Consider the following 23,354-nt stretch of genomic DNA (forward strand, 5'->3'; position numbering starts at 1 on the left):
GAAAAGGAGGAACCGACCATGAATACCTATAAACTGCTGACCCCCGGTCCCCTGACCACCACCGACACGGTGAAGGAGGAGATGCTGGTGGACCGGTGCACCTGGGATGACGACTACAAGGCCGTCACCCAGAAGATCCGCTGCCAGCTGCTCCAGCTGGGACACGTGTCCGAGGACGACTACACCGTTGTTCTGATGCAGGGCAGCGGCACCTTCGGGGTGGAGAGCGTCCTCTCCAGCGTGGTGGGGGACGAGGACAAGGTCCTCATCTGCTCCAACGGGGCCTACGGGGTGCGCATGACCCAGATCTGCGACCGCAACCGCATCCCCTATGTCCACTACGCGGAGCACTATGACCGCATCCCCGACCCCGCCCGCGTCGCCCAGCTGCTCGCCCAGGACCCGGCCATCACCCACGTGGCCATGGTCCACAGCGAGACCACCAGCGGCATCCTCAACGACATCCAGTCCGTGGGCAAGGTGGTCCGGGACGCTGGACGGACCTTTATCGTGGACGCCATGTCCTCCTTCGGCGGGGTGGACATCCCCGTCTCCGACTGGGGCATCGACTTCCTGGTGTCCAGCGCCAACAAGTGCATCCAGGGGGTGCCCGGCTTCTCCTTCATCCTGTGCCGCCGGGACAAGCTGCTGGAGAGCGAGGGCAAGGCCCGCTCCCTGTCCCTGGACCTGCTGGACCAGTGGAAGGGGATGGAGAAGGACGGCAAGTGGCGCTTCACCTCCCCCACCCACGTGGTGCTGGCCTTCTCCAAGGCCCTGGACGAGCTGGAGGAGGAGGGAGGGATCCCCGCCCGGCACCGCCGCTACGCCGAGAACAACCGCCTGCTCATTGAGAAGATGCGCGCCATGGGCTTCACCCCCTACATCGACGGGAGCCACCAGGGGCCTATCATCACCACCTTCTTCTACCCCGCCGGGGTGTCCTTCCAGTTCTCCCAGTTTTACACCTACATCAAGGAGCGGGGCTACGTCCTCTACCCGGGCAAGCTCACCGACGCGGACACCTTCCGGGTGGGCAACATCGGGGAGATCTACCCGGAGGACATGGAGAAGCTCACCGCCATCATCGCCGGCTTCCTGGCCGCCCATAAGGAGGAGATCGCATGATCCAGGCCGTCATCTTTGACTGGGCGGGCACCACCGTGGACTACGGCTGCTTCGCCCCCGTCCAGGCCTTTCAGGAGGCCTTCGCCCACCACGGCGTGCCGGTCACCCTGGAGGAGACCCGCAAGCCCATGGGCATGCTGAAGCGGGACCACATCCGCACCATGCTCCGGATGGAGCGCATCGCCCGGGCCTGGGAGGAGACCCACGGCCGCCCCGCCGGGGAGGAGGACGTGGAGGCGGTGTACGCCCAGTTTGAGCCCAAGCTCTTCTCCATCCTGGACCAGTTTTCCACACCCAAGCCGTTTGCGGTGGAGACGGCGGCCGCCCTGCGGGAGATGGGGCTGAAGATCGGCTCCACCACCGGCTATACCGACTCCATGATGCACATTGTTGTCCCCAAGGCCGCCCAGCTGGGCTACGCCCCCGACTTCTGGATCAGCCCCGACGGGGTGGGCGGCAAGGGCCGCCCCTATCCCTACATGATTTTTGAAAACCTGAAGGCGCTGGAGGTCTCCAGCGTGAAAAACGCCGTGAAGGTGGGGGACACCGTCTCCGACATCCAGGAGGGAGTCAGCGCCGGGGTGTGGTCGGTGGGGGTAGTCGAGGGCAGCTCCGTCCTGGGCCTGAGCCAGGGGGAGTATGAGGCCCTCCCCCCGGAGGAGCGCCGGGCCGCCTGCCGTCGGGCGGAGGAGACCTTCCGCGCTGCCGGTGCCCATTTTGTGCTGAACAACCTGTCCCAGCTGCCGGAGCTTCTCCATATGCTGGGATGACCGCCGCCCGCCGGACAGGCGCCGGTCCACTTTCCTAGGCAAAAAACGCTGGAATCCTCGGATTCCAGCGTTTTTGTTTTTCGAGCTCCTGTTTTCTGTGGCGCTAGAGCGCCTCGCCATTGGTCCGGATGACATTCTGAAACCAGAAAAAGGAGTCCTTCCGGTACCGCTTCCCGCTCCCGCTGCCGTCGTCATTCCGATCCACGTAGAGAAAGCCATACCGCTTTTTGAGCTCCCCTGTGGTGAAGGAGACCAGGTCGATGCACCCCCAGGGCGTATACCCCATCAGGTCCACCCCGTCCTCTTCCACCGCCTTTTTCATCTGGGCGATGTGCGATCTCAGATAGTCGATCCGGTAGGGGTCGTGGCATGTCCCGTCCGGCGACAGCTTGTCTATGGCCCCGAACCCATTTTCCACAATGAACAGGGGGACCTCGTACCGCTCATACAGGGTGACCAGGGCGTACCGCAGGCCCGTCGGATCGATCTGCCAGCCCCAGTCGCTCTTGTCCACATAGGGGTTGTCCACAGAATTGGGGAATCCGCCGTCCAAGCGGGCTGCGGAGCCCCCCTGCCCCTGGGCCCTGACCGTATTGGACATATAGTAGCTGAAGCCAAGGTAGTCGGCCCGCCCCTCCGCCAGGATTGTTTCATCCCCCGGTTCCATGGCGATCCGGCAGCCCTCCCGCTCCCACTGCCGCCGGGCAAAGGCCGGATAGTGCCCCCGGACTTGAACGTCCGAGAAATAAAACCGCTCGTGCATGCACTCCACGGCCGCCATCACATCGTCCGGATGACAGGAGTAGGGATACACGGGCACAAAGGCGCACATGCATCCGATTTGGAATTCCGGATTGATCTCATGGCCCGCCCTGACCGCGGCGGCGCCGGCCACAAACTGGTGGTGGACCGCCTGGTACATGGCCTCCCTGGGGCGCTCCAGCTGCGAAAAGCAGATTCCGGAGCAGGTCCAGCCGAACAGGTCCAGGCCGGTGTTACTCTGGTTGTTGATCTCATTGAAGGTCATCCAGTACCGGACCTTGTGCTTGTACCGCTCCATCACCGTGGTAGCATAGCGGACAAAGCACTCCAGCGTGTACCGGCTCAGCCAGCCGCCGTGGTTCCGGGCCAGGTGATAGGGCATCTCAAAGTGGGAGAGGGTGACCACCGGCTCAATGTGATATTTGAGCAGCTCGTCAAAGAGCGCGTCATAAAACCGCAGGCCCGCCTCATTGGGCTGGGGGTCGTCGCCGTTTGGAAAAATGCGGGTCCAGGCGATGGAGGTGCGGAAGCACTTGAGGCCGAGCTCCGCCAGAAGGGCAATGTCCTCCCGAAAGGTGTGGTAGAAATCGATCCCCTCGTGGTTGGGGTACCGCTCTCCCGGCAGCACGCCGTCTGTGATGCGGCGCAGCACGCCGGAACTGCCGCCGGTGAGGACGTCGGTCACGCTGACGCCCTTTCCGTCCTCATCCCAGGCCCCCTCCAGCTGTCCGGCGCTCACCGCGCCGCCCCATAAAAAATGTTCCGGAAAACTCATGTCGTCCCCTCCAAATCGCCGTCCTGTTCATTTCTCACCCGCAGAAGCGGCTCCCCCGCCTCCACAGAGCCGCCGCTTCTCCACAACTCGACCGCCGCAAACTCCTCGGCGTTGGTCACCAAAACCGGTGTGATGGGATCGTATTTCCGGCGGATCTCCTCCAGGTCGAACTCCACGAGCAGGTCGCCGGTCCGAATCCGGTCCCCCTCCTTGACCCTGGCGGTGTAGCCCGCCCCGCCCAGCTCCACCGTATCCAGCCCGATGTGGAGGAGCAGCTCCATCTGGTTGGGGCCCAGCAGGTGGATGGCGTGCCTGCTGTCCGCAATGCTGAGCACCGTACCGTCAAAGGGGGCGTACAGCTTCCCCTCTCTGGGCTGGACCGCGGCCCCCTCCCCCAGGATTCCCTGGGCAAAGGTGGGGTCCTTCACCTGGGACAGGGGAACCACCGTTCCGCTCAGGGGGGAGCACACCGTGACCTCCCCCGCCTCCTGTGGAGCAGGGGCGCGGGCCGGGCCGGAAGGCGCCGCGTCTGCCGCATCCCCGGAGCCCGGGCTCTCCCCGCAGCCCACGACCTGTACCAGCGCGATGGTGACCACGATGGTGGCCAGGGTCCCCAGCAGCATGCCGGGGAAGGACATGGGGTTCTGGGCGCTGATGGCGTTGACGGTGGTGAGAAGCCCGGGCAGACCGGCGTAGACGTAGTACATGGTATCAAACAGGCTCAGGACGATCGCACCCACCGCCCCTCCGACGCAGCCGCAGATAAACGGCTTTTTCAGCGGCAGCGTCACGCCGTATATGGCTGGCTCCGTGATGCCGAATATGCCGGTCAGGCCGGCGGAGAAGGCCACCCGCCTCATCTCGCGCCGTCTGGTCTTCAGCACCACGCCGAAGCAGGCGGCCGCCTGGGCCACCACGGCGCAGGTCTGAAAGGCCTGAAAGGTATCGCGGCCGTTGGCGTTGAAATTGGCGATGTTCATGGGCGTGACGCCCCAGTGGACCCCGAAGATGACGAAGATCTCCCAGATTCCTCCCACAAGGGCCCCGGCCACCATGGGAACGGTGCGGGCCAGCTGATTATACGCCACCGCGATGCCGTTCGCCGCGGCGTCGGAGAGGGGGCCGATCACCAAAATGGTGAGGGGGACCATAATGACGGCGCAGAGAAAGGGGGTCCCGATGGCCTTCACCACATCGGGCAGGCGCCGGTCCAGAAACCGCTCCAGATAGGACAGCACCAGCACCAGGAACAGCGGAGGCAGCACCGTGGAGGTATACGTGGTCTGCGCCATGGGAAAGACCAGGAATCGGATGGTCTCTCCGCCGGCGATCCGGGCCGCCAGCGCGCCCCAGTCGGCGTTGACCAGGGCCAGACAGCACCACATCGCAATGAAGGTGTTGCATTTGAAGTGCTTGGAGGCCGTCACCGCGATCATTGCGGGCAGGAAGGTGAAAGGGGTCCAGGAGATAAAGCTTAGCACGGCGTAGGTCCCGGTGTCCGGAAAGGTTGGAATCCACTGCGTCAGGAGGATCAGCGCCCCCTGCACCAGTCCGGCGGCCGCCAGAATATAGACAAAGGGGGCAAAGACCGCGGACATGGTGGCGATCACCCGGGCCAGGATTCCCTGCTTCTGCGCGAGCTGAGCCGACTCGTCCAGGCGCAGGAGTTTCACCAGCTCCTCATATACGTCTTTGGCGTGGACGCCGATGACGATTTGATACTGTCCCCCTCTCTCCAGCACCTGAATCACCGCGGGCAGTTCGGAGATGCGTTTGGTCACCTCGGCGGGGGGAGACTCCTTCAGAACCAGGCGGAGCCTGGTGGCGCAGTGGGCTGCGCTGACAATATTCTGTTCGCCCACCTGATCCCGGATCTCGGCGGCGAGCTTGGCGTAATCACGGATGTTGGCTGACATCCCATTCCCTCCCTTTGAGCCGCCCGCCGCAGGCGCGGCAGGCCTCCGCCCCGCCAGACGGCAGAGGCGGATATGAAATACCTCCGTAGTATTTCCCTGGAGGGCGCAAATTTTACAAAGCACGGAACAATTCCGCCGCGGGACCGGTATTTTTCAGCGGCAAGGCCGGCCTTGTTTGGCCCCTGGCGAAAAAAATCCGCTGGAATCGTCTGATTCCAGCGGATTTCTCCATGGTTTGGGATACAGCTTTTGTGCCTCCACCCGGGCGATGGAGCTATTCCGCCGGCCGGGCCAGGGCATACCCGTTTCCGGGGAGCTTTACATAGAGGGTTCCATCCGGCCCCTCCCACAGCATGCACCCGGCGTACTCCCGGCGGGTGGTGTACAGCTGGTCCTGGCTGTCCTCCCCCTCCAGGAAGAGCACGCCCAGCTGGCGGCTGCCCTCCGGCAGGGCGGAGGCCATCTCGCCGGTGAGGGTATACTCCCCCGCGGGGGTGCGCAGCACATCCTGGGCCGCGCCCCCCTCCTGTGAGGAGGCGCCGCCGGAGCTCTCGTCTCCAGCGGAGGGCTCCCCGGGCAGCGCCGCGCCGCTCCCCGAGCCGGAGCCGCTGTCCTGAGCGGTTCCGGCCGAATGATCTGTCTGGGATTCCTGGGCAGCGGACGAACTCCCCGCCGCGCCGGAGGTGGTGTTGTCTCCGCCGCCGCTCATGCCGAAGGGCAGATAGAGCACTGCGGCCAGCACCAGACAGGCTGCCAGCCCGCCGGCCAGGGGCCTCCAGTGGGTGAAGCGGTGTCTGCCCACGGGGAGACGGCAGTCCTCCGCCTCCTGGATCAGGTCGTCGTCCACCCGGCCGATGGCCTCCAGCAGTTCTTCCCGAGTCATACCGCCACCCCCTCCCGCAGCAGGACTTCCTTCAGACGCAGGCGGGTGCGGTGAAGCCTGGATTTGACCGTGTTCTCATTCATGGAAAACCGCTCCGCCAGGGCCGCGACGGAGTCCAGATACCAGTACCGCCGCAGAAACAGCACCCGGTCCAGCTGGGGCTGCTCCCGGAGGAACCGGGAGATGAGATCGGCGGTCTCCCGCTCCTCCAGGTGGTCCTCCGGCCGGCCGGGGGCGGGGAGACACTCCCCCAGTTCCTCCAGGGCCGTCTCCACCTGGGGGCCGCCCCGCTTGGCCGCCCGGTTGTACCGCCACCGGTCCAGGGACAGATTCCGGGTGAGCTTTCCAAAGAAGGCGGACAGAATGCCCGGCCGCTGGGGCGGCATGGCGTTCCAGGCCCGCAGCCAGGTGTCGTTGACGCACTCCTCCGCGTCCTGCTCCTGAGCCAGAATGTTCCGGGCGATGGAGAGGCAGAAGGCCCCGTACTTCGTCTCGCTCTCCCGGATGGCCTGCTCGGACCGGGCCCAGTACAGCTCGATGATCTGCTGATCCTCCATGGTACGCTCCCCCTCCGGCCGCCGGAGACGCTCCGGCGGCTCTTTTCTCTATTATAAAAGACGACGCACCCTGGGAAAAGTTGCACGAGGTGAGAAAATTTTTAAGTTTTCATTAAATTTGTGCAACCTGGGCCGTTTTGTTTCGTCTAAAAGTATGATAGGATACCAGTAGAAGACAGCCCGGACACACCAATGAAACGGAGGGATTATGATGAAACGCACCGCAACCCTGGTTCTGGCCGCCGCGCTGGCGGCCTCCCTGGTCCTGCCCGCCGCGGCGGCGGATGAGAGCACGCAGGACGCCCGCCTGGCCCAGGTCACCCAGGCGGTGAAGGACACCCTGGACCTGGACACCTCGGAGTACAGCTCCTTCTACGGGGAGTGCTACGACCAGACGCTGGTGAGCCAGTGGTCCCTGTACTGGGAGGGGAGTACCGGCACCCTGTCCATCGACGCCCTGGAGGACGGGACCATCACCGGGTACTACCTGTCCCAGGAGGAGGCGGGCTCCGCCGGCCTGCCCTCCTACCCCAGCGGCGACCCCGCCCAGGCCAAAGAGACCGCCCAGGCCTTTCTGGACAAAGTGCTCTCCCCCGGCCTGGAGTCCGTCCAGCTGGAGGAGCCCTCCGGCTCTGACCGACTGGGCCGGAACCAGTACCGCTTCTCCGGCAATATTCTCTTTCACGGCCTGCCCTCCCCCCTGAACTGCTCCATCACCGTGGACGGCGGGAGCGGCCAGGTGACCAATTTCCACCGGGATGTGTCCAACGGGACCTACCTGGGAACCGTGCCCAGTCCAGCTCCCGCCGTGACCGCCCAGGCGGCCGCCCAGAGCCTGAAAAGCTCCCTGTCCCTGAAGCTGGAGTACGTCCTGCCTGAGAACGGGGGCACCCAGGCGGTGCTGCGCTATGTGCCCGACAGCCGGGACGAGTACTACGTGGACGCCCAGACCGGCGCGCTGGTGAACCTGACCGAGCTGGAAGCAAGCATGGGCGGCATGGGCATGGGCGGCGGCAGCTCCAGCGGAGACAGCGCCGCCGGAACTCCTGAGAACGGCCTGTCCCAGGCCGAGCAGGAGGGCATCCAGAAGCTGGAGGGGGTTCTGTCCAAGGAGGCCCTGGACGGACAGCTCCGGGCGGTGTCCCAGTACGGCCTGGGGGACTACACCCTCTCCTCCGCCTCCTACCGTCTGATCGAGGCGGCCGAGGCCCGGGAGGAGCAGGTGCTGTGCACCCTGCGCTACCTGCTGCCCGGAGAAAATGGGACCGCCTCCCGCACCTTCACGGTGGACGCCAAGACCGGTCAGGTGGAGGACCTGTGGTCCTACCTCCCCTGGGATGAGGACCAGAAGCCCAGCCTGACCCAGGCGGAGGCCCAGGAGAAGACGTCCGCTTTCCTCCAGAGCTTCTGCCCCGACCGCTCCCCCAAGCTGGCCCTGTATCAGGGACCCCAGGGGGAGGTCCAAAGCACCTACTCCTTCACCTTCGCCCGGCAGGAGAACGGGTACTTCTTCCCGGATCACTTCTACGGGGTGGAGGTATCGGCGGAGGACGGCTCTATCTGCGGGCTCTCCTACTCCTATGACGACGGGGTGACCTTCGACAGCCCGGACGGCATCGTCTCGGCCCAGACCGCCCTGGACGCCTGGATGGGTACCTACACCGTGACCCTGGGCTATCTCCAGGTGCCGGAGAAGCTCTCCGCCGGCGACCCCGAGGCCGCCCCCTACCTCCAGCTGGGGCTGACCGCCTTCTACCGGCTGAAGCTGGGCTACGGCCTGGACCGGGAGGGCTCCTGCCTGGGGGTGGACGCCAAGACCGGCCAACCTGTCCAGCGGGAGACCGCCGCCGCATCCGGACTGACCTACTCCGACCTGTCCGGCCACTGGGCCCGGGGGGCCATTGAGGCCCTGGCCCGGTACAACGTGGGCTACGACGGCGGGACCTTTGCCCCCGGGCAGGCCATGACCCAGTGGGACATGGTGGCCCTGCTCTTCAGCGTGGAGAACTACCCCCTGGCCCCCGCCGCCGCCACCCGGCAGGAGCGGGACATGGCCTACGCCGCCGCCTACCGCACAGGGGCCCTCACCCGCGCCCAGCGCCAGGACGACGCCCCCCTCACCCGGAGCCAGGCGGTAAAGCTGCTCCTCAACGCCGAAGGCCTCACGGCCGCCGCCCAGCTGACGGGCATCTACACCTGCTCCTACACGGACAAGGCCGCCATCCCCTCGGAGGATCTGGGCTACGCCGCCCTGGCCCAGGGCATCGGCATGGTCCAGGGCGCCTGGGCGGGAGACCGGACCGCCACCCGGGCGGAGGGGGCCGTGATGCTCCACAAGCTGTTGGCGTGGTGAGCTGCCCGGCCCGCGCCCCGGAACTGAGATAGAATCGGCCATAATTCCGCTTTTCTCACAAGAAAAGCGGAATTTTTATGGAAAAATGCGGCGGATTTTTTCCGTTCTCCCCTGTTCAAACCGGATGGAATATGGTAAGATGGACGCTGTACGCATTCGCGTCGCTTTACTACTCTGTTTTTGGATTGAATTGAAAAAAGGAGTTTACCATGATCACGGTCACCGATCTGAGCTTGAACTACAGCGGCACCCCGCTCTTCTCCCACGTGGACCTGCAGTTTTTGCGGGGCAACTGCTACGGCATCATCGGCGCCAACGGCGCCGGCAAGTCCACCTTTCTGAAGATCCTCTCCGGGGAACTGGAGCCCAGCACCGGCGAGGTGTCCATCCTGCCCAACGTGCGCATGTCGGTTCTGAAGCAGGACCAGAACGCCTACGACGCCTACAACGTCATGGACACGGTCATCATGGGCAACCAGCGCCTGTATGACATCGGCAAGGAGAAGGAGGCCATCTACGCCAAGGAGGAGATGACCGACGAGGACGGCATGCGGGCCTGCGAGCTGGAGGAGGAGTACGCCGAGCTGGGCGGCTGGGAGGCCGAGAGCGACGCCAGCCGCATCCTCCAGGGCCTGGGCATCGGCACCGAGCTCCACTATAACGACATGGCCACCCTGGACGCCCGGCTGAAGGTGAAGGTCCTGCTGGCCCAGGCGCTGTTCGGCAATCCCGACCTGCTGATGATGGACGAGCCCACCAACAACCTGGACATCGACGCGGTGAACTGGCTGGAGGACTTTTTGCTGGACTTCGAGGGCACCGTCATCGTGGTGTCCCACGACCGGCACTTCCTGAACACCGTGTGCACCCACATCGTGGACATTGACTACAACAAGATCAAGATGTACGTGGGCAACTACGACTTCTGGTACGAGTCCTCCCAGCTGGTGCAGCAGCTTATCAAGAACCAGAACAAGCGCAACGAGGAGAAGATCAAGGAGCTCCAGGACTTCATCTCCCGCTTCTCCGCCAACAAGTCCAAGTCCAAGCAGGCCACCGCCCGGAGAAAACTGCTGGACAAGCTCACCGTGGAGGAGATGCCCGCCTCCTCCCGCCGCTACCCCTGGGTGGCCTTCTCCCCCGACCGGGAGGTGGGCAAGGACATCCTCTTTGTCACCGACGTGAGCAAGACCATCGACGGGGTGAAGGTGCTGGACAAGGTGTCCTTCATCGTGGGCCACGGGGACAAGATCGCCTTTGTGGGCGACAACGAGAACGCCCACACCGCCCTGTTCAAGATCCTGGCCGGGGAGATGGAGCCCGACGAGGGCACCGTGAAGTGGGGCCAGACGGCCACCTTCTCCTACTTCCCCAAGGACAACACCCCCTACTTCCAGGACAACGACGACAACCTGGTGCAGTGGCTGCGCCAGTATTCCAGCGACCCCCAGGAGCAGTATCTCCGCGGCTTTTTAGGCCGGATGCTCTTCTCCGGGGACGAGGTATATAAGCCGGTCAAGGTTCTCTCCGGCGGCGAGAAGGTCCGGTGCATGCTCTCCCGGATGATGCTCTCCGGGGCCAACGTGCTCATGCTGGACCAGCCCACCAACCACCTGGACCTGGAGTCCATCGCCGCCCTGAACAAGGGCCTGGAGGCGGTGAAGTGCAACGTGCTGGTGGCCTCCCACGACCACCAGCTGATCCAGACCGTGTGTAACCGGATCTTTGACTTTACCCCGGACGGGAAGCTCATCGACCGGATGATGACCTACGACGAATATTTGGAGAGCCAGAAGGCGGAGTAAACCCGCCGGTTTGAAAAGGAGCTCCGCTGTCCCCGCTGGGACGGCGGAGCTTTTTTGCCCTACCGGCTTGTGGAAAATTCTGACGATCCCCCTTGCGCATTTTCCGCCTGGGGCGTACAATACGGAACGGGCCCGCAGAGCCCTGGAGGCTGCCTCCAGGCGGCGGACGCGGGCCGAGGCATACATGAGGAGTTTGTACCATGGATATTTGGAAGGAATTAGCGGACGAGGGCGTGGACAAGGGCCTGCTGGAGGAGATGCAGGCCTTCCGGGCCTCCCACCCGGTGCCGGAGGAGGCCCGGGGGCGGGTCCCCACCCCCCGCTTTTTATACTACGGAAAAGAGATCTGGGAGGGGGCGGCCGCCGCCCTCCTGTGCGGACAGCACCTGCTGCTGGCCGGCCCCAAGGCCACGGGCAAGAACGTGCTGGCCGAGAACCTGGCCGCCGCCTTCGGCCGGCCCAGCTGGGACGTGTCCATGTACGTAAATGTGGACGCGGCCTCCCTGGTGGGGGCGGACACCCTGAAGGACGGGGAGGTGGTGTTCCGGGAGGGCCCCATCTCCAAGTGCGCCCGGCTGGGGGGCTTCGGGGTGCTGGACGAGGTGAACATGGCCAAGAACGAGGCCCTGGCCGTCCTCCACGCCACCCTGGACTTCCGTCGGGTCATCGACGTGCCCGGGTATGACCGGATCGTGCTGGACGACGCCGCCCGCTTCATCGGCACCATGAACTACGGCTACGCCGGCACCCGGGAGCTGAACGAGGCCCTGGTGTCCCGGTTCGTGGTCATGGACATGCCGGTGATCTCCCCGGAGAACCTGGAAAAGCTGCTGCTGCGGGGCTTCCCCCAGATGAAGCACACCTGGGTGGAGCAGTTCTCTGCCCTCTTTGGGGATTTGCGGCAGAAGTGCGACAGCTCGGAGATCTCCACCAAGGCCCTGGACCTGCGGGGGCTGCTGTCCGCCCTGCACCTGATGGAAAAGGGTATCCCCTCCGGCCAGGCCCTGGAGCTGGGCATCATCAACAAGGCCTTCGACCCCTTCGAGCGTCAGCTGGTGGCCGACGCGGTGTGGGCCCGCATCCCCCGGGACGCGGACCGCTCCAAGCTGTTCGAGGGCTGATATGGACCGGGAAGACATTGAGAGCCGCCGGGCGGAAAACCAGTTCTGGAACGGGGCGGAGAACTACCAGCTTCGGTCCGACTTTCAGATGTACCGTCCGGACGGCGAGGCGGACCTGTACTTCAACACCATCATCGGCCTGGTGTACCGCCTCTATGACTACGAGCGGCTCAGGCCCCTGTTCAACACCTTCCAGAGCCAGACCAGCGGGGCCTTCTACACCGACCTGTTTTGGCTGGGCCTGGAGGGGGTGGTCTTCCGGCGGGCGGCGGCGGACCGGCCGGTGCTGGAGGACCTGCGGCGGCAGTACGCCCTCCAGGTGACGGCCCAGCCCCGGAAGTCCGCCGAGCGGGAGGGCATCCACAACCTGCGCTGGCTGTGGTTCCGGCGGGCCCTGGGGGACCCTGCCCAGGAGGATTCCTGGGAGAAGGGGGTGCTGGACGACCTGACCTTCCCCGTGGGCTGTAGCGAGGAGGAGCTCACCGGCCGGATGGAGGCCCTCCTGCACAAGTGGTTCCACCGGGCCCGGCGGAGCGTCACCGACCGGCAGTGGGCCGCCTTTGCCGGCCGGGACATCTTCCACAAGGGCAAGAAGCGAAGCGGCCTGGTGAGCGGCAATGCCCTGCGCCGCCTGGGGGAGCCCGGCGGCGGGCCGGTGGAGGAGGAGGGCCGGAAGCGCTTCTGGCAGAAAAATTTCCTTCTCCGCCTGGGCCAGGGTCAGACCCGGGAGCAGGTTTTGCGGGAATATGTGGAGAACTGCTTCGGGGTGTCCATGTTTCCCCCCTCGGAAACGGCGGCGGCGGAGAAGGCCCTGTGCACCGGAAACCACAAAAACTGCCGCCTCCACTTTACCAAAGGCGTGCTGCCCGCCCGAAGCGTGAGCAAGGAGACCGCCTGGGAGCGGGACATGTTCCAGCGCCAGCGAGAGAAGAACCGGGCATACTACCAGGCGCGCCTGGTGCAGAACCAGCACATCCTCTCCCAGCTGGCCCAGCAGCTGCAAAATACCATCCTGCTCCAGTCGGACGTCACCGACAGCCGCACCCGGGCCGGCAGCCTTCAGCCCCGCCTGGCCTGGCGGGCGGGCGCCCTTCAGGACGGCCGGGTGTTTGTCCAGCGGCAGCAGAGCGAGCTGGGGGACCTGTCGGTGGACATCCTGCTGGACGCCTCCGCCTCCCAGAACCAGCAGCAGGAGAAGCTGTCCACCCAGGCCTATTTAATTGCCGCCGCCCTCACCCGGTGTCAGATCCCGGTGCGGGTGTCCTCCTTCTGCTCGGTGAGCGGCTGCACCGTGATCCGCATTTTCCGGGACTATCAGGAGGCGGGGAAGAACGGCGCTATCTTCGACTATGTGTCCGCCGGGTGGAACCGGGACGGCCTGGCGCTGCGGGCCATGGACTGGCTCATGGAGCGGGAGCAGAGCGACCACCGGCTCCTCATTCTCCTGTCCGACGCCAACCCCAACGACGACCAGAAGATCCCCAACCCGGGCATGCTCCCCGGGGGCCGGGACTACGGGGGCAAGCTGGGGGTCCAGGACGCCGCCGACGAGGCGGGAAAGCTGCGCAAGCACGGCCTCTCCCCCGTGTGCATCTTCACCGGCAGCGACCGGGAGCTGCCCAACGCCCGGCAGATCTACGGCAAGGAGCTCTTGCGCATCCCCTCCATCGGCTGGTTTGCCGACGCGGTGGGCAAGCTCATTCAGGGCCGCATCCAGGCCATGTAGAAACAAAAAACAGCTTGACGGACCGGCGTCCGCCAAGCTGTTTTTGTTTGTTTTTGTTATGTCTCCGCCTCTGCCGTCCGGACCTCCAGGGCCTGCCCCTCGTCCAGGAGGGGGGTGAGCAGACCGGTCACCGCCACATCCGCCTGGTCCTGGGCCTGGGTGAGGAGGCCGGCCTGGAGGGCCTTCTCCTCCATCTCCCCCTGCTGATCGGCCTGAAAGCCGCTGTAGTCCTCAATGGTGATGGGGTTGAAGATGCTGCGGGTCTCGTCGAAGACCTCCAGGCTGTCCGGGTCAATCTCATGGGAGAGGATCTGGGCTGCGGGGAGGGTGACGGTCACCTGCTCACCGGTTACCTCCACCTGGGCCTGGCTCAGGTCCACCCCGGCGGTGATGACCCCGCTGTAGGACACGATAAACCGGCTGGTGGTGAAGGGGATCCGAACGCCGTAAAAGTCGCTTCCCCGCTCAAACTGCCCCATATTGGTATAGGCGTACTGGGTGGTGGCCAGCCGGCTGATCTGCTGGAGCTGGTGCTCCACGGTGACAGACGACAGCTGGGGCGCCTCCTCCTGGGAGCGGCCGCCGGTGAAGAAGCCCGCGCCGAAGCACACCGCCGCCAGCGCCACGCCGGCCAGGATCAGAGACACGCCGCTTTTCAGCGAGCGCAGGGGGTGGATTCCGGTATTGTCCGCCATATAGGCGCCTCCTTTTCTCTCGTCTCAGGGGAAAGGGCCGTCAAAAGACCAGCTGCACCAGCAGCATGTAGCACACGGTGCCCCCGGCGATGGACAGCAGCATCTGACGCTTCCACAGGTGGAGGGCCACAACCAGGACAATGGAGATGGCCTCGGGCAGGCCTCGGCTGCCGGAGAACAGGTCCACCGACCGCAGGCAGTAGACCACCAGCAGACCGAACACCGCCGCCGGCAGCACCTTGCCCACATACTGGATGTACTTGGGGGTCTCCTTCCCCGCGGGGAAGATCAGAAAGGGAAGAAAGCGGGTGATCATGGTTCCCAGCACCACCATGGCGATGGTGATGATCTGCTGTGTCAGGGTCATGCCAGCGCCCCCTTTCGCTCCAGGGTCCCCCGCAGCAGAGTGAGGACCCCCAGAATGGCCAGCATGGCCGGGATGATAAAGTCGTCCGGTCCGAAAAACACCAGACAGGCCGCCGAGGCGGCCAGCCCCACCAGGGCGCTGGTGTGGTCTTTGTCTTTGAGCCACTGCTCCAGAAAGATGACCACGAACATGGCGGTCATCACAAAGTCCAGCCCCTCGGTGTTGAACTGGATGAGCCCCCCAAAGATCCCCCCCAGGGTGGAGCCGGAGAACCAGTAGAAGTGGTTCAATAGGGTGACGAAGAACATGAACCACCCCCGGTCCACATCGGGGGGAATCTGGGCGGTGTAGTTGATGGAGAAGCTCTCGTCGCACATGCCGAAGATTAAGTAGACCTTCTTCCAGCCCAGCCCCCGGAACTTGTCCAGCATGGACAGGCCATAAAACAGGTGCCGGGCGTTGACCATCAGGGTGAGAAACAGGGCCTGGAGGGGGTTGAAGGCCCCCAGCAGCAGGTTCACCGTGATAAACTCCACCGACCCGGCGAAGATGGTGAGGCTCATAAGCATGGGGTAGAGGAAGGAGAAGCCGGACACGTTCATGTAGATGCCGTAGGTCAGGCCCAGGAACCAGAAGCCGGCAAAAATGGGGATGGTATAGGGAAACGCGGCCCGGAGGGCCCGGAGCTGCGTCTCATAGCGGTTCATGGGGGTCATCACCTCATAAGGATAGTTATTCTTCTGCGCCGTGGATTTTACCCTGTGGAGTGGGTTTCGGACCGGGGTTTTGTACGCAGGGGAGTTTCGCCGCCTGCGGGCGGCGAGTGACTTTGCCCACGGCGGCAAAGTCACCAAAACGCCACCGGGGACGGCTCCGATGAGCACTTCGTGCTCATAGTCGCCTTTCCCCGGACCCCATTACGGGGGACGCGTACCTGTCACATTTTGCAATGTTTCCGGCGCGCAAAATCAGGAGTGCTTGGGTGCGGTTCCGTCCGGCCCCACTGGGGGCCTGAGCGAAAGAAAAATTGTGACCGGTGCGATTCCGCTTCTGCGCCTGGGTGGTCCGAATCAACGTACCCGGTTCGTTTCCCTCCGTAGGGGCGGGTGTCCTCACCCGCCCGCCCCAGGAGATTTCTCCCTCTCTGTAGGGGCGGCCCCGTTTGGCCGCCCGCTGTTCGAGGCTCCCCCGCCTAGGGGAGGAACTTATTGGAGAATTGCGTAGGGGAGGGGCTTGCCCCTCCCGCCGCATCTCAAAAATTTATCCGTTAACCGGCGATATGCTGTTGCAGACGCGAGAAGGTGAGTTGCCCCGCAGGGCGGACCCCTGCCTCTACGCCGCCGGGGCGGCGGAACTCCCAGTGAATCAGGACAGCGTCAGCAGATGGGTGGCAAAGAAGAAGTAGATAAGCAGGGACAGGGCGTCCACGATGGTGGTGATGAAGGGAGAGGCCATCACCGCCGGGTCTATGCCGATTTTCTCCGCCGCCATGGGGAGAGTGCAGCCCACCACCTTGGCGCACAGCACGGTGAACACCAGGGTGAGGCACACCACCAGGGCCACCACGGGGGTGACGGCCGGGTTGTTCATCAGCCACCGGTCCACGATCATCATCTTCACAAAGTTGGCACAGGCCAGGCATACCCCGCACAGTATGGCCACCCGGCTCTCCTTCCACACCACGGCGATGAGGTCCGAGAAGTCGATCTCGTCCAGGGACAGGGCGCGGATGACCGCCACCGAGGACTGGGAACCCGAGTTGCCGCCGGTGCCCGAGAGCATGGGGATGAAGGAGGTGAGCACCACGCAGGCAGCCAGGGCGCTCTCAAATTTTGTGATAATAATGCCGGTGAAGGTGGCCGACAGCATCAGCAGCATCAGCCAGGGGATGCGGGAACGCCAGGTCTCAAATACGCCGGTCTTCAGGTAGGGCTTATCCGAGGGGAGGATAGCGGCCATCTTCTCGAAGTCCTCGGTGGTCTCCTCCTCGATAACGTCCATGGCGTCGTCGAAGGTGACGATACCCACCAGGCGGTTATCCCCGTCCACCACGGGGATGGCGGACAGGTCGTACTTGTTGAGCATCTGGGCCACGTCTTCCTTGTCGTCGTGGGTGTTGACGGACAGGACGTTGGTCTCCATGATGTCCCGGATGCGGGTCTCATAGGCGGACAGGAGCAGCCGTCTCACCGTGACCACACCCAGCAGCACCCGGTTCTGGGTGACGTAACAGGTGTAAATGGTCTCTTTGTCCATGCCCTCCTTGCGGATGCGGGCGAAGGACTCCTCCACCGTGGCGTCCGGGTGGAGGAACACGTACTCCGTGGTCATAATGGAGCCGGCGGAGTCCTTGGGGTAGTTGAGCAGCTGGTTGATTTGGCTGCGGGACGCAGGGTCGCTGTTGCGCAGGATACGGGAGACCACGTTGGCGGGCATGTCCTCGATCACGTCCACCGTGTCGTCCAGGTACAGCTCGTCCAGCACCTCCCGCAGCTCCTTGTCGTTCAGGGCGTTGATGAGCCGCTCCTGGTCGTCGGAGTCCTCCAGCTCGGCAAACACCTCGGCGGCCTGCTCCTTGGGCAGCAGGCGGAACACCAGAATGGTCTCCTCCGGTCCCAGCTCATCCAGGAACTCGGCCACGTCCACCTCATTCATCTCCATGAGAATGGAGCGCAGCTTGCGGAACTGTTTGGTCTGGACCAGCTCCATCAGCTGTTCCAGCTCATATTTCTCTTGCATCAGGCTCTCCCCTTTTCAAATTGATCTGAACGGTTGGGTGAAAGCGGGACACAAAAAAACCACAGGGCGCCTCGCGCCTGTGGCTGTTACAAACGGGAAAAGCGCACCACGGGACCGGGGCCGGACCGCTCCGGCCAGGCCGCTCCCCTGGTGGGTCGTCAGGCGGCGGGAGCAGGAGCCTCTGGGCTCGGCTCCGCCGCATTCCGTTCGTGACAGCAATCTTTTTGCTCCCGATGGCGACTTCGGCCTTCCATGGAGGCTCCACATCCTTTCTGCGCCATATTTCTTCCTCCCGCCGCAGCGGGAAGAAGCGCGGACTTTCACGGTGCTAGTATAGCACAGCCCCGGCGGGCAATTCAAGAAAAATCTATGAAAAGAATCCGGGCGGGCCGCCTCTTTCGCGGCCCGCCCGGGCTGGATTTTCATGGGAAGGAATCGGATTTTTTCCCGCTCCCCTTAAAACTGGAAGACCACGCCGATGACGGCGGCGGACAGGATGAAACAGATGGGGTGGAGCTTCTTCAGGGGCGACCACTTCATGGCCGCGAATACCGCCGCAGCCAGGACAACCGCCTTCCACTCCACGCCGGTGATGCCGGTGAAGGAGACGCTGGGCAGCCCGAAGAAGACGGAGAACGCTACGCTCAGTCCGGCCACCACGATCAGCGCGGTGGAGGCGGGACGCAGCCCCTGGAAGGCAGCCTCCACCGTCCTGCTGTGGCGGAACTTCTGGAGGAAGCGGGCGATGATGAGAATGACAATGATGGAGGGGGCCACCAGGCCCAAGGTGGCGATCACCGCCCCGAGGATTCCTCCGGCGGGTCCCAGCACCGTGTTGCAGCCCATGTGGTAGCCCACATAGGTGGCCATATTCACCCCCATGGGGCCGGGGGTGGACTCGGACACGGCGATCATGGTAGTAAGCTCCTGGTTGGTAAACCAGCCGGTGGCCTCTCCCATGTCCTGGAGGAAGGGGATGGTGGCCAGTCCTCCGCCGATGGAGAACAGTCCGGTTTTGAAAAACTCAAAAAACAGGCGCAGGAAGATCACTTCTCCTCACCCCCTCTCTTCTGTTTTCCGGAGAGGCGGGCCAGCAGCAGCCCTGTGATTCCGGCCAGCACCACCAGCACAGCCGGGGAGGACAGGAGGTCCAGCGCCTGGCCCAGGGGTGTGGAGACGTCCACGCCCAGCAGCCCGCCCAGCTCGGACAGAACCAGCACCGCCAGGAAAATGCACACAGACGGGGCGTCCTTCACGGTGCTCTTGCCCAGCTTGAGGACGCTCACCGCGATCATGGCCACCACGGCGGCGTTGATGCCGGCCAGGGCGTGCTGGACCACCGGGATCTCCGCGAAGTTGGTGAGGAAGGCGGCGATGATGGTGATGATCACCAGGCTGGGAAACACCACGCCCAGAGTGGCAATAGTTCCCCCCAGGTTGCCCCGGTATTTCTGCCCGATGAAGGTGGCGGTATTGACGGCGATGACGCCGGGGGTGCATTGGCCGATGGCGAAGTAGTCGGTGAGCTCCTCCTCGGTGGCCCAGCCTTTTTTCTCCACCACCTCCCGCTGGAGGATGGGGAGCATGGCATAGCCTCCGCCGAAGGTGCACACGCCCACCTTGGCAAAGGTCAGAAACAGATCGAAATAGAGATTCAATGGTATGACATCCTTTTTCATTGAGTAAGAATACCCAGGTTTCTTATTTGCTTTTTTAAGAGAGGGGGGATTTCACCGCCTGCGGGCGGCGACCTTCTTTTTCCATGGCGAAAAAGAAGGCAAAACGCCACCGGGGACGCATCCTATGGGCTACGGCTCTGCTTCGCTCCGCCTAGGCCCATAGGCCGCTTTCCCCGGACCCCGTTACGGAGGACGCCCTCCTGATAGGTTGTGCGGCATTTCCGGCGCGCAAAATCTGAGTGACGCTCTAAATTCCCGCCGGGCCACTGGGCCCTGGGTTTGTAAAAATTAGAACTGGTGCGGTTCAAGGAGTACGCCTGGCTTTACCGAGCCAACGCTCCCGGTCTGATTTCTGCCGTAGGGGCGGCCCCATGTGGCCGCCCGCCACAACGGGAATTCGCCCCTGTAGGGCGCGGCCTCCCGGACGCGCCGCTTTCCCTTCTTCAATATGGCGGGCCGGCCAGTGTCCGGCCCCTACGAAAGGACGGGGCGCTTCTGCATATACCGTAGGGACGGCACACCGGGCCGCCCGGCATTTCCAGACCGCACAACTTGAGCCCCACCGCAACAAAGGCTCTTTCAACAAAGGGAGTTTCTGACTCTCACATACCGCCCCGTGAGCGGCAGCGAAAGACGAGGAACAGGCATTCAGCTGAACATCCCGCGCCTTTGCGACGAGGAACAAACCCGCCTAATTGGCGCCCCCCGTAAAACGGGGGTCTGGGGGAATTCAACATGGCGAACGAAGTTCGCCCCTGTGAATTTCCCCAGCGTCTTTTGGTTCCTTTTCCACGTGGAAAAGGAACCCGCCGCCGGGGCGGCGGAACCCTCTTCCCCGCCCCGCAGGGCAAAATCCCCTGTTAATTCAAACTTTCCAGTTCCTCCATCCACAGGGCGGCTACCGCGTCGGACGGCATTCTCCAGTCGCCCCACGAAACGCTCCGCGTTCCGTGGGGACCCGGATATTTGAAATCCTCGGGCGGAGTGAATCCGCCCTGCGGCAAGGTTTTCGCCCATGGCGAAAACGCTTGGACGCGCCTTCGGCGCGGGCCCGCTTCGCGGGCCGGGGCGACTGGGGGAAACGTTACTGCAATTCTTCCAGCTCTGCCATCCACAGGGCGGCCACTGCGTCCGACGGCATTCTCCAGTCGCCCCGGGGGGACAGGGTGACAGAACCCACCTTGGGGCCGTCGGGCAGGCAGGAGCGCTTGAACTGCTGGGTAAAGAACCGGCGGTAGAAGTTGTTCAGCCACTTCAAAATCGTGGCCCGGTCATACCGGTCGCCCAGGGCGTACTCCGCCAGACGGAACACCTTTTTGGGGGAGAAGCCCCACCGGATGGCGTAGTACAGGAAGAAGTCGTGGAGCTCATAGGGCCCCACCAGGTCCTCGGTCCTCTGGCTGATTTTGCCCCCCACGGCAGGCAGCAGCTCGGGGGAGACGGGGGTGTCCAGAATGTCGTCCAGCACGGCGGACAGCTTGGGGTCTTCGCTGCCCTTGTCGTCGGAGACGAAGGACACCAGGTGGCGCACCAAGGTCTTGGGGATGCCGGCGTTCACCGCGTACATGGACATGTGGTCCCCGTTGTAGGTGGCCCAGCCCAGGGCCAGCTCGGACAGGTCGCCGGTGCCGATGACCATGCCGCCCGTCTGGTTGGCGATGTCCATGAGCACCTGGGTGCGCTCCCGGGCCTGGCCGTTCTCAAAGGTGACGGAGTGGTCCTCCATGGACTGGCCGATGTCCTTGAAGTGGACCTTCACCGCCTCGCCGATGTCGATGCGCTTCAGGGTGGCCCCCAGGCGCTCTGCCAGCTCCATGGCGTTGTCCCGGGTGCGGTCGGTGGTGCCGAAGCAGGGCATGGTCACCGCGATGATGTCGCTGGCCGGCCGGTCCAGCAGCTTCATGGCCACTGCGGTAATCAGAATGGCCAGGGTGGAGTCCAGGCCGCCGGACAGGCCCACCACGGCGGTCTTGGCCCGGGTGTGCTCCAGGCGCTTGGTCAGGCCCAGAGCGGCGATTTTCAGAATCTCGTTGCACCGCTCCGCCCGGTCCCCCGCGTCCTCAGGCACGAAGGGGTTGGGGGAAACATACCGGGTGAGCTTGGTCTTGCCCAGCTCCAGCTCGAAATAGTTGGAGTAGGCATACTCTCCCCCGGCGGGGAAGGTGGTCATGCGCCGGCGCTCATAAGCCAGCCGGTCCACATCGATCTCGCTGACGGTGAGGCCGGTGGCAAACCGCCGCTCCGCCAGCAGGGAGCCGTTTTCGGCAATCAGGTTGTGGCCGCCGAACACCAGGTCGGTGGAGGACTCCCCCTCCCCCGCGTCGGCGTACACATAGCCGCACGCCAGCCGGGCGGACTGGCCCGTCACCAGCTGCCGCCGGTAGTCGGCCTTGCCCACCACCTCGTCGCTGGCGGACAAATTCAGAATCAGCGTGGCCCCCTGGGCGCATAGGCGTGTGGAAGGGGGATCGGCGACCCAAAGATCCTCACAGATCTCCACCCCAAGGACCAGATTGGGCATGTTGCAGCTGAAGATCTGGTAGGGGGAAAGCCCCACGACCTCCTGGCCCGCGAATTCCATGGTGCAGTCGAGGAAGCTGCTGTCCGCGGCGGAGGCGAACCACCGTCTCTCATAGAACTCCCCGTAGTTGGGGATGTGGGTCTTGGGCACCAGGCCCAGAATCTGTCCCTTGTGGATGACGGCGGCGCAGTTGTAGAGCTTGTTGTTGGCCCGCACCGGCAGGCCCACGGCGGCCACCATATCCAGGTTCCGGGTGGCCTCCAGAATGGTCTTCAGGCCCTCCTCGGCCCCCCGGAGCAGGGTGTCCTGGAGAAACAGGTCCCCGCAGGTGTAGCCGGTGAGGCACAGCTCGGGCAGGCACAGCACCCGCACCCCCTGCTTATCTGCCTCCCGCATGAGGGTAAATATCTGTTCCGCGTTATAGCGGCAGTCGGCCACCCGGATCTTGGGGGTGCCGGCCGCTACCTTTACAAATCCGTCCCGCATCTTGAAAAACCTCCCTTGCGGTCTCGCTTTCACAACTTGTATCATACCCCAACCCAAGTGGAAAAGCAACCTGCCTATTTCCGCTTGAGCAGCCGGATGTCGTCCCCGAAAAAGTGGAGGATGTAGAACTCCCCCAGCAGGCGGGAGGAGATCTGGGGCGTATACCGGCGCACCACGTCCTCAGGGGTCAGGTTGGAGGAGATCACCGTCCGCCGGTCGCTCACCAGCCGGGTGTTGATGAGCTCGTACAGGGCGGACTGGGTGAACTGGGTGGTGAGCTCGCTGCCCAGGTCGTCCAGGATCAGCAGGTCGCAGTTGAGGTACCGCCGGGTCTCGTCCCGGGCGGTCTGCACCCCCTCCGCGTCCCGCTGGAACTTCCGGTTCTCAAACTGGGCGAAGATGTTTCCGGCGGTGTCGTACACCACAGAGAACCCCTGCTCCGACACGCTGCGGGCGATGCAGGCGGACAGGAAGGTCTTGCCCAGACCGGGGGCCCCGGTGAGAAACAGGTTTTTAAAGTGGAAGCGGCCAAACTTCTGGGCGTAGTTCAGGCACACCTCGTATACCAGGTCCATGTTGGTCCTGGGGGAGGAGGCCCGGCCGGGCCACAGCTGGTCGCTGTAGTAGTCCAGGCGGAAGGCGTCGAAGGACTGCTCCCCCAGGTCCAGCAGCTTGGACAGCTCCTGGATCTGCTCCTGGGCGCATAGCTCCTTCAGGCACTCGCACATCTGGGCCCCCCGCCAGCCGGTGTCCCCGCACTTGGGGCAGGCGGGCTTGTCGTCCAGGGCGTCCTCGGGCAGGCCCAGGGCTCCCAGCAGCACCGCCCGCTCCTGCTGGATCTCCAGGTTTTTGTCCCGGACGGCCTGGAGGGTCTGTCGCATGTCCCCCCCCTGGCGCAGGGAGGCGGAGGCCAGCTCGGCCATGGTCCTCTGGAGCTGCCGGTCCAGCTGGGCCAGCCGGGGCTCCCTGGCGTAGGCCTTCCGCCGGAGCTCCTCCCGCCGGTCCTCCCGCTGGCGCTTCTGCTCCTCCAGCCGGGCGGCGGCCCGGCGCAGGATGTTGGGATCGTATGCCATC

General features: G+C 64.2%; 18 protein-coding genes. 6 read left to right on the forward strand and 12 right to left on the reverse strand.

What is annotated here, in order from left to right; genetic code table 11:
- The first annotated feature begins 18 nt into the window (after positions 1-18).
- The gene (locus H6B31_RS04005; RefSeq protein ID WP_204897319.1) at positions 19-1,125 is read left to right on the forward strand and encodes a 2-aminoethylphosphonate--pyruvate transaminase; all 1,107 of its coding nucleotides are present in this window, start codon (positions 19-21) and stop codon (positions 1,123-1,125) included.
- A complete protein-coding gene (gene phnX / locus H6B31_RS04010) occupies positions 1,122-1,895 on the forward strand; it encodes a phosphonoacetaldehyde hydrolase (RefSeq protein WP_204897320.1) in 774 nt (257 codons plus the stop codon). Before H6B31_RS04005 ends, phnX begins: the two co-directional genes overlap by 4 nt.
- 103 nt (positions 1,896-1,998) lie before the next feature.
- Here the strand turns inward: phnX and H6B31_RS04015 are convergent, their stop codons facing one another.
- The 4 genes from H6B31_RS04015 to H6B31_RS04030 form a co-directional block, all read right to left on the reverse strand.
- A complete protein-coding gene (locus H6B31_RS04015; protein WP_204897321.1) occupies positions 1,999-3,432 on the reverse strand; it encodes a 6-phospho-beta-glucosidase in 1,434 nt (477 codons plus the stop codon).
- Complete coding sequence (locus H6B31_RS04020; RefSeq protein ID WP_204897322.1) at positions 3,429-5,348, reverse strand: glucose PTS transporter subunit IIA; 1,920 nt, start codon at positions 5,346-5,348, stop codon at positions 3,429-3,431. Before H6B31_RS04020 ends, H6B31_RS04015 begins: the two co-directional genes overlap by 4 nt.
- A gap of 274 nt (positions 5,349-5,622) precedes the next feature.
- The gene (locus tag H6B31_RS04025) at positions 5,623-6,231 is read right to left on the reverse strand and encodes a hypothetical protein (protein ID WP_204897323.1); all 609 of its coding nucleotides are present in this window, start codon (positions 6,229-6,231) and stop codon (positions 5,623-5,625) included.
- Entirely contained in the window at positions 6,228-6,788 is a 561-nt protein-coding gene (locus tag H6B31_RS04030) for an RNA polymerase sigma factor (protein WP_204897324.1), read from the reverse strand. The genes H6B31_RS04025 and H6B31_RS04030 overlap by 4 nt, the downstream gene beginning before the upstream one ends.
- A gap of 211 nt (positions 6,789-6,999) precedes the next feature.
- On the opposite strand from H6B31_RS04030, the gene H6B31_RS04035 reads away from it, so the two are divergent.
- The 4 genes from H6B31_RS04035 (at position 7,000) to H6B31_RS04050 (ending at position 13,793) form a co-directional block, all read left to right on the forward strand.
- Positions 7,000-9,141 carry an S-layer homology domain-containing protein gene (locus H6B31_RS04035; RefSeq protein ID WP_204897325.1) on the forward strand — a complete coding sequence of 714 codons (2,142 nt, stop codon included), beginning with the start codon at positions 7,000-7,002 and terminating at the stop codon, positions 9,139-9,141.
- A 209-nt stretch (positions 9,142-9,350) separates the two neighbouring features.
- Complete coding sequence (locus H6B31_RS04040) at positions 9,351-10,946, forward strand: ABC-F family ATP-binding cassette domain-containing protein (RefSeq protein WP_204897326.1); 1,596 nt, start codon at positions 9,351-9,353, stop codon at positions 10,944-10,946.
- A gap of 200 nt (positions 10,947-11,146) precedes the next feature.
- Entirely contained in the window at positions 11,147-12,067 is a 921-nt protein-coding gene (locus tag H6B31_RS04045) for an AAA family ATPase (RefSeq protein WP_204897327.1), read from the forward strand.
- 1 nt (position 12,068) lies between these two features.
- On the forward strand, positions 12,069-13,793 hold the full coding sequence (locus H6B31_RS04050) for a vWA domain-containing protein (protein ID WP_204897328.1): 1,725 nt from the start codon (positions 12,069-12,071) through the stop codon (positions 13,791-13,793).
- 56 nt (positions 13,794-13,849) lie between these two features.
- On the opposite strand, the gene H6B31_RS04055 is transcribed toward H6B31_RS04050, so the two are convergent.
- From H6B31_RS04055 to H6B31_RS04090, 8 genes are all read right to left on the reverse strand, one after another.
- The gene (locus tag H6B31_RS04055) at positions 13,850-14,488 is read right to left on the reverse strand and encodes a DUF4230 domain-containing protein (RefSeq protein WP_204897329.1); all 639 of its coding nucleotides are present in this window, start codon (positions 14,486-14,488) and stop codon (positions 13,850-13,852) included.
- 40 nt (positions 14,489-14,528) lie between these two features.
- Positions 14,529-14,855 carry a branched-chain amino acid transport AzlD family protein gene (locus tag H6B31_RS04060; protein ID WP_204897330.1) on the reverse strand — a complete coding sequence of 109 codons (327 nt, stop codon included), beginning with the start codon at positions 14,853-14,855 and terminating at the stop codon, positions 14,529-14,531.
- Positions 14,852-15,562, reverse strand: a complete 711-nt coding sequence (azlC, locus tag H6B31_RS04065; protein WP_204897331.1) for an azaleucine resistance protein AzlC — start codon at positions 15,560-15,562, stop codon at positions 14,852-14,854. The genes H6B31_RS04060 and azlC overlap by 4 nt, the downstream gene beginning before the upstream one ends.
- A 658-nt stretch (positions 15,563-16,220) precedes the next feature.
- The gene (gene mgtE / locus H6B31_RS04070; RefSeq protein WP_204897332.1) at positions 16,221-17,594 is read right to left on the reverse strand and encodes a magnesium transporter; all 1,374 of its coding nucleotides are present in this window, start codon (positions 17,592-17,594) and stop codon (positions 16,221-16,223) included.
- Between the two features lie 456 nt (positions 17,595-18,050).
- Positions 18,051-18,644, reverse strand: coding sequence for a chromate transporter (locus H6B31_RS04075; protein ID WP_087289420.1), 594 nt, complete (start codon positions 18,642-18,644; stop codon positions 18,051-18,053).
- A complete protein-coding gene (locus tag H6B31_RS04080) occupies positions 18,641-19,273 on the reverse strand; it encodes a chromate transporter (RefSeq protein WP_346014032.1) in 633 nt (210 codons plus the stop codon). Before H6B31_RS04080 ends, H6B31_RS04075 begins: the two co-directional genes overlap by 4 nt.
- A gap of 1,084 nt (positions 19,274-20,357) precedes the next feature.
- The gene (locus tag H6B31_RS04085) at positions 20,358-22,280 is read right to left on the reverse strand and encodes an NAD(+) synthase (RefSeq protein ID WP_204897333.1); all 1,923 of its coding nucleotides are present in this window, start codon (positions 22,278-22,280) and stop codon (positions 20,358-20,360) included.
- A 74-nt stretch (positions 22,281-22,354) separates the two neighbouring features.
- Positions 22,355-23,353, reverse strand: a complete 999-nt coding sequence (locus H6B31_RS04090) for an ATP-binding protein (RefSeq protein WP_204897334.1) — start codon at positions 23,351-23,353, stop codon at positions 22,355-22,357.
- Position 23,354 lies beyond the last annotated feature (1 nt).

The organism is Pseudoflavonifractor capillosus, assembly GCF_016899775.1.
In the GTDB taxonomy this organism is placed as follows: domain Bacteria; phylum Bacillota; class Clostridia; order Oscillospirales; family Oscillospiraceae; genus Lawsonibacter.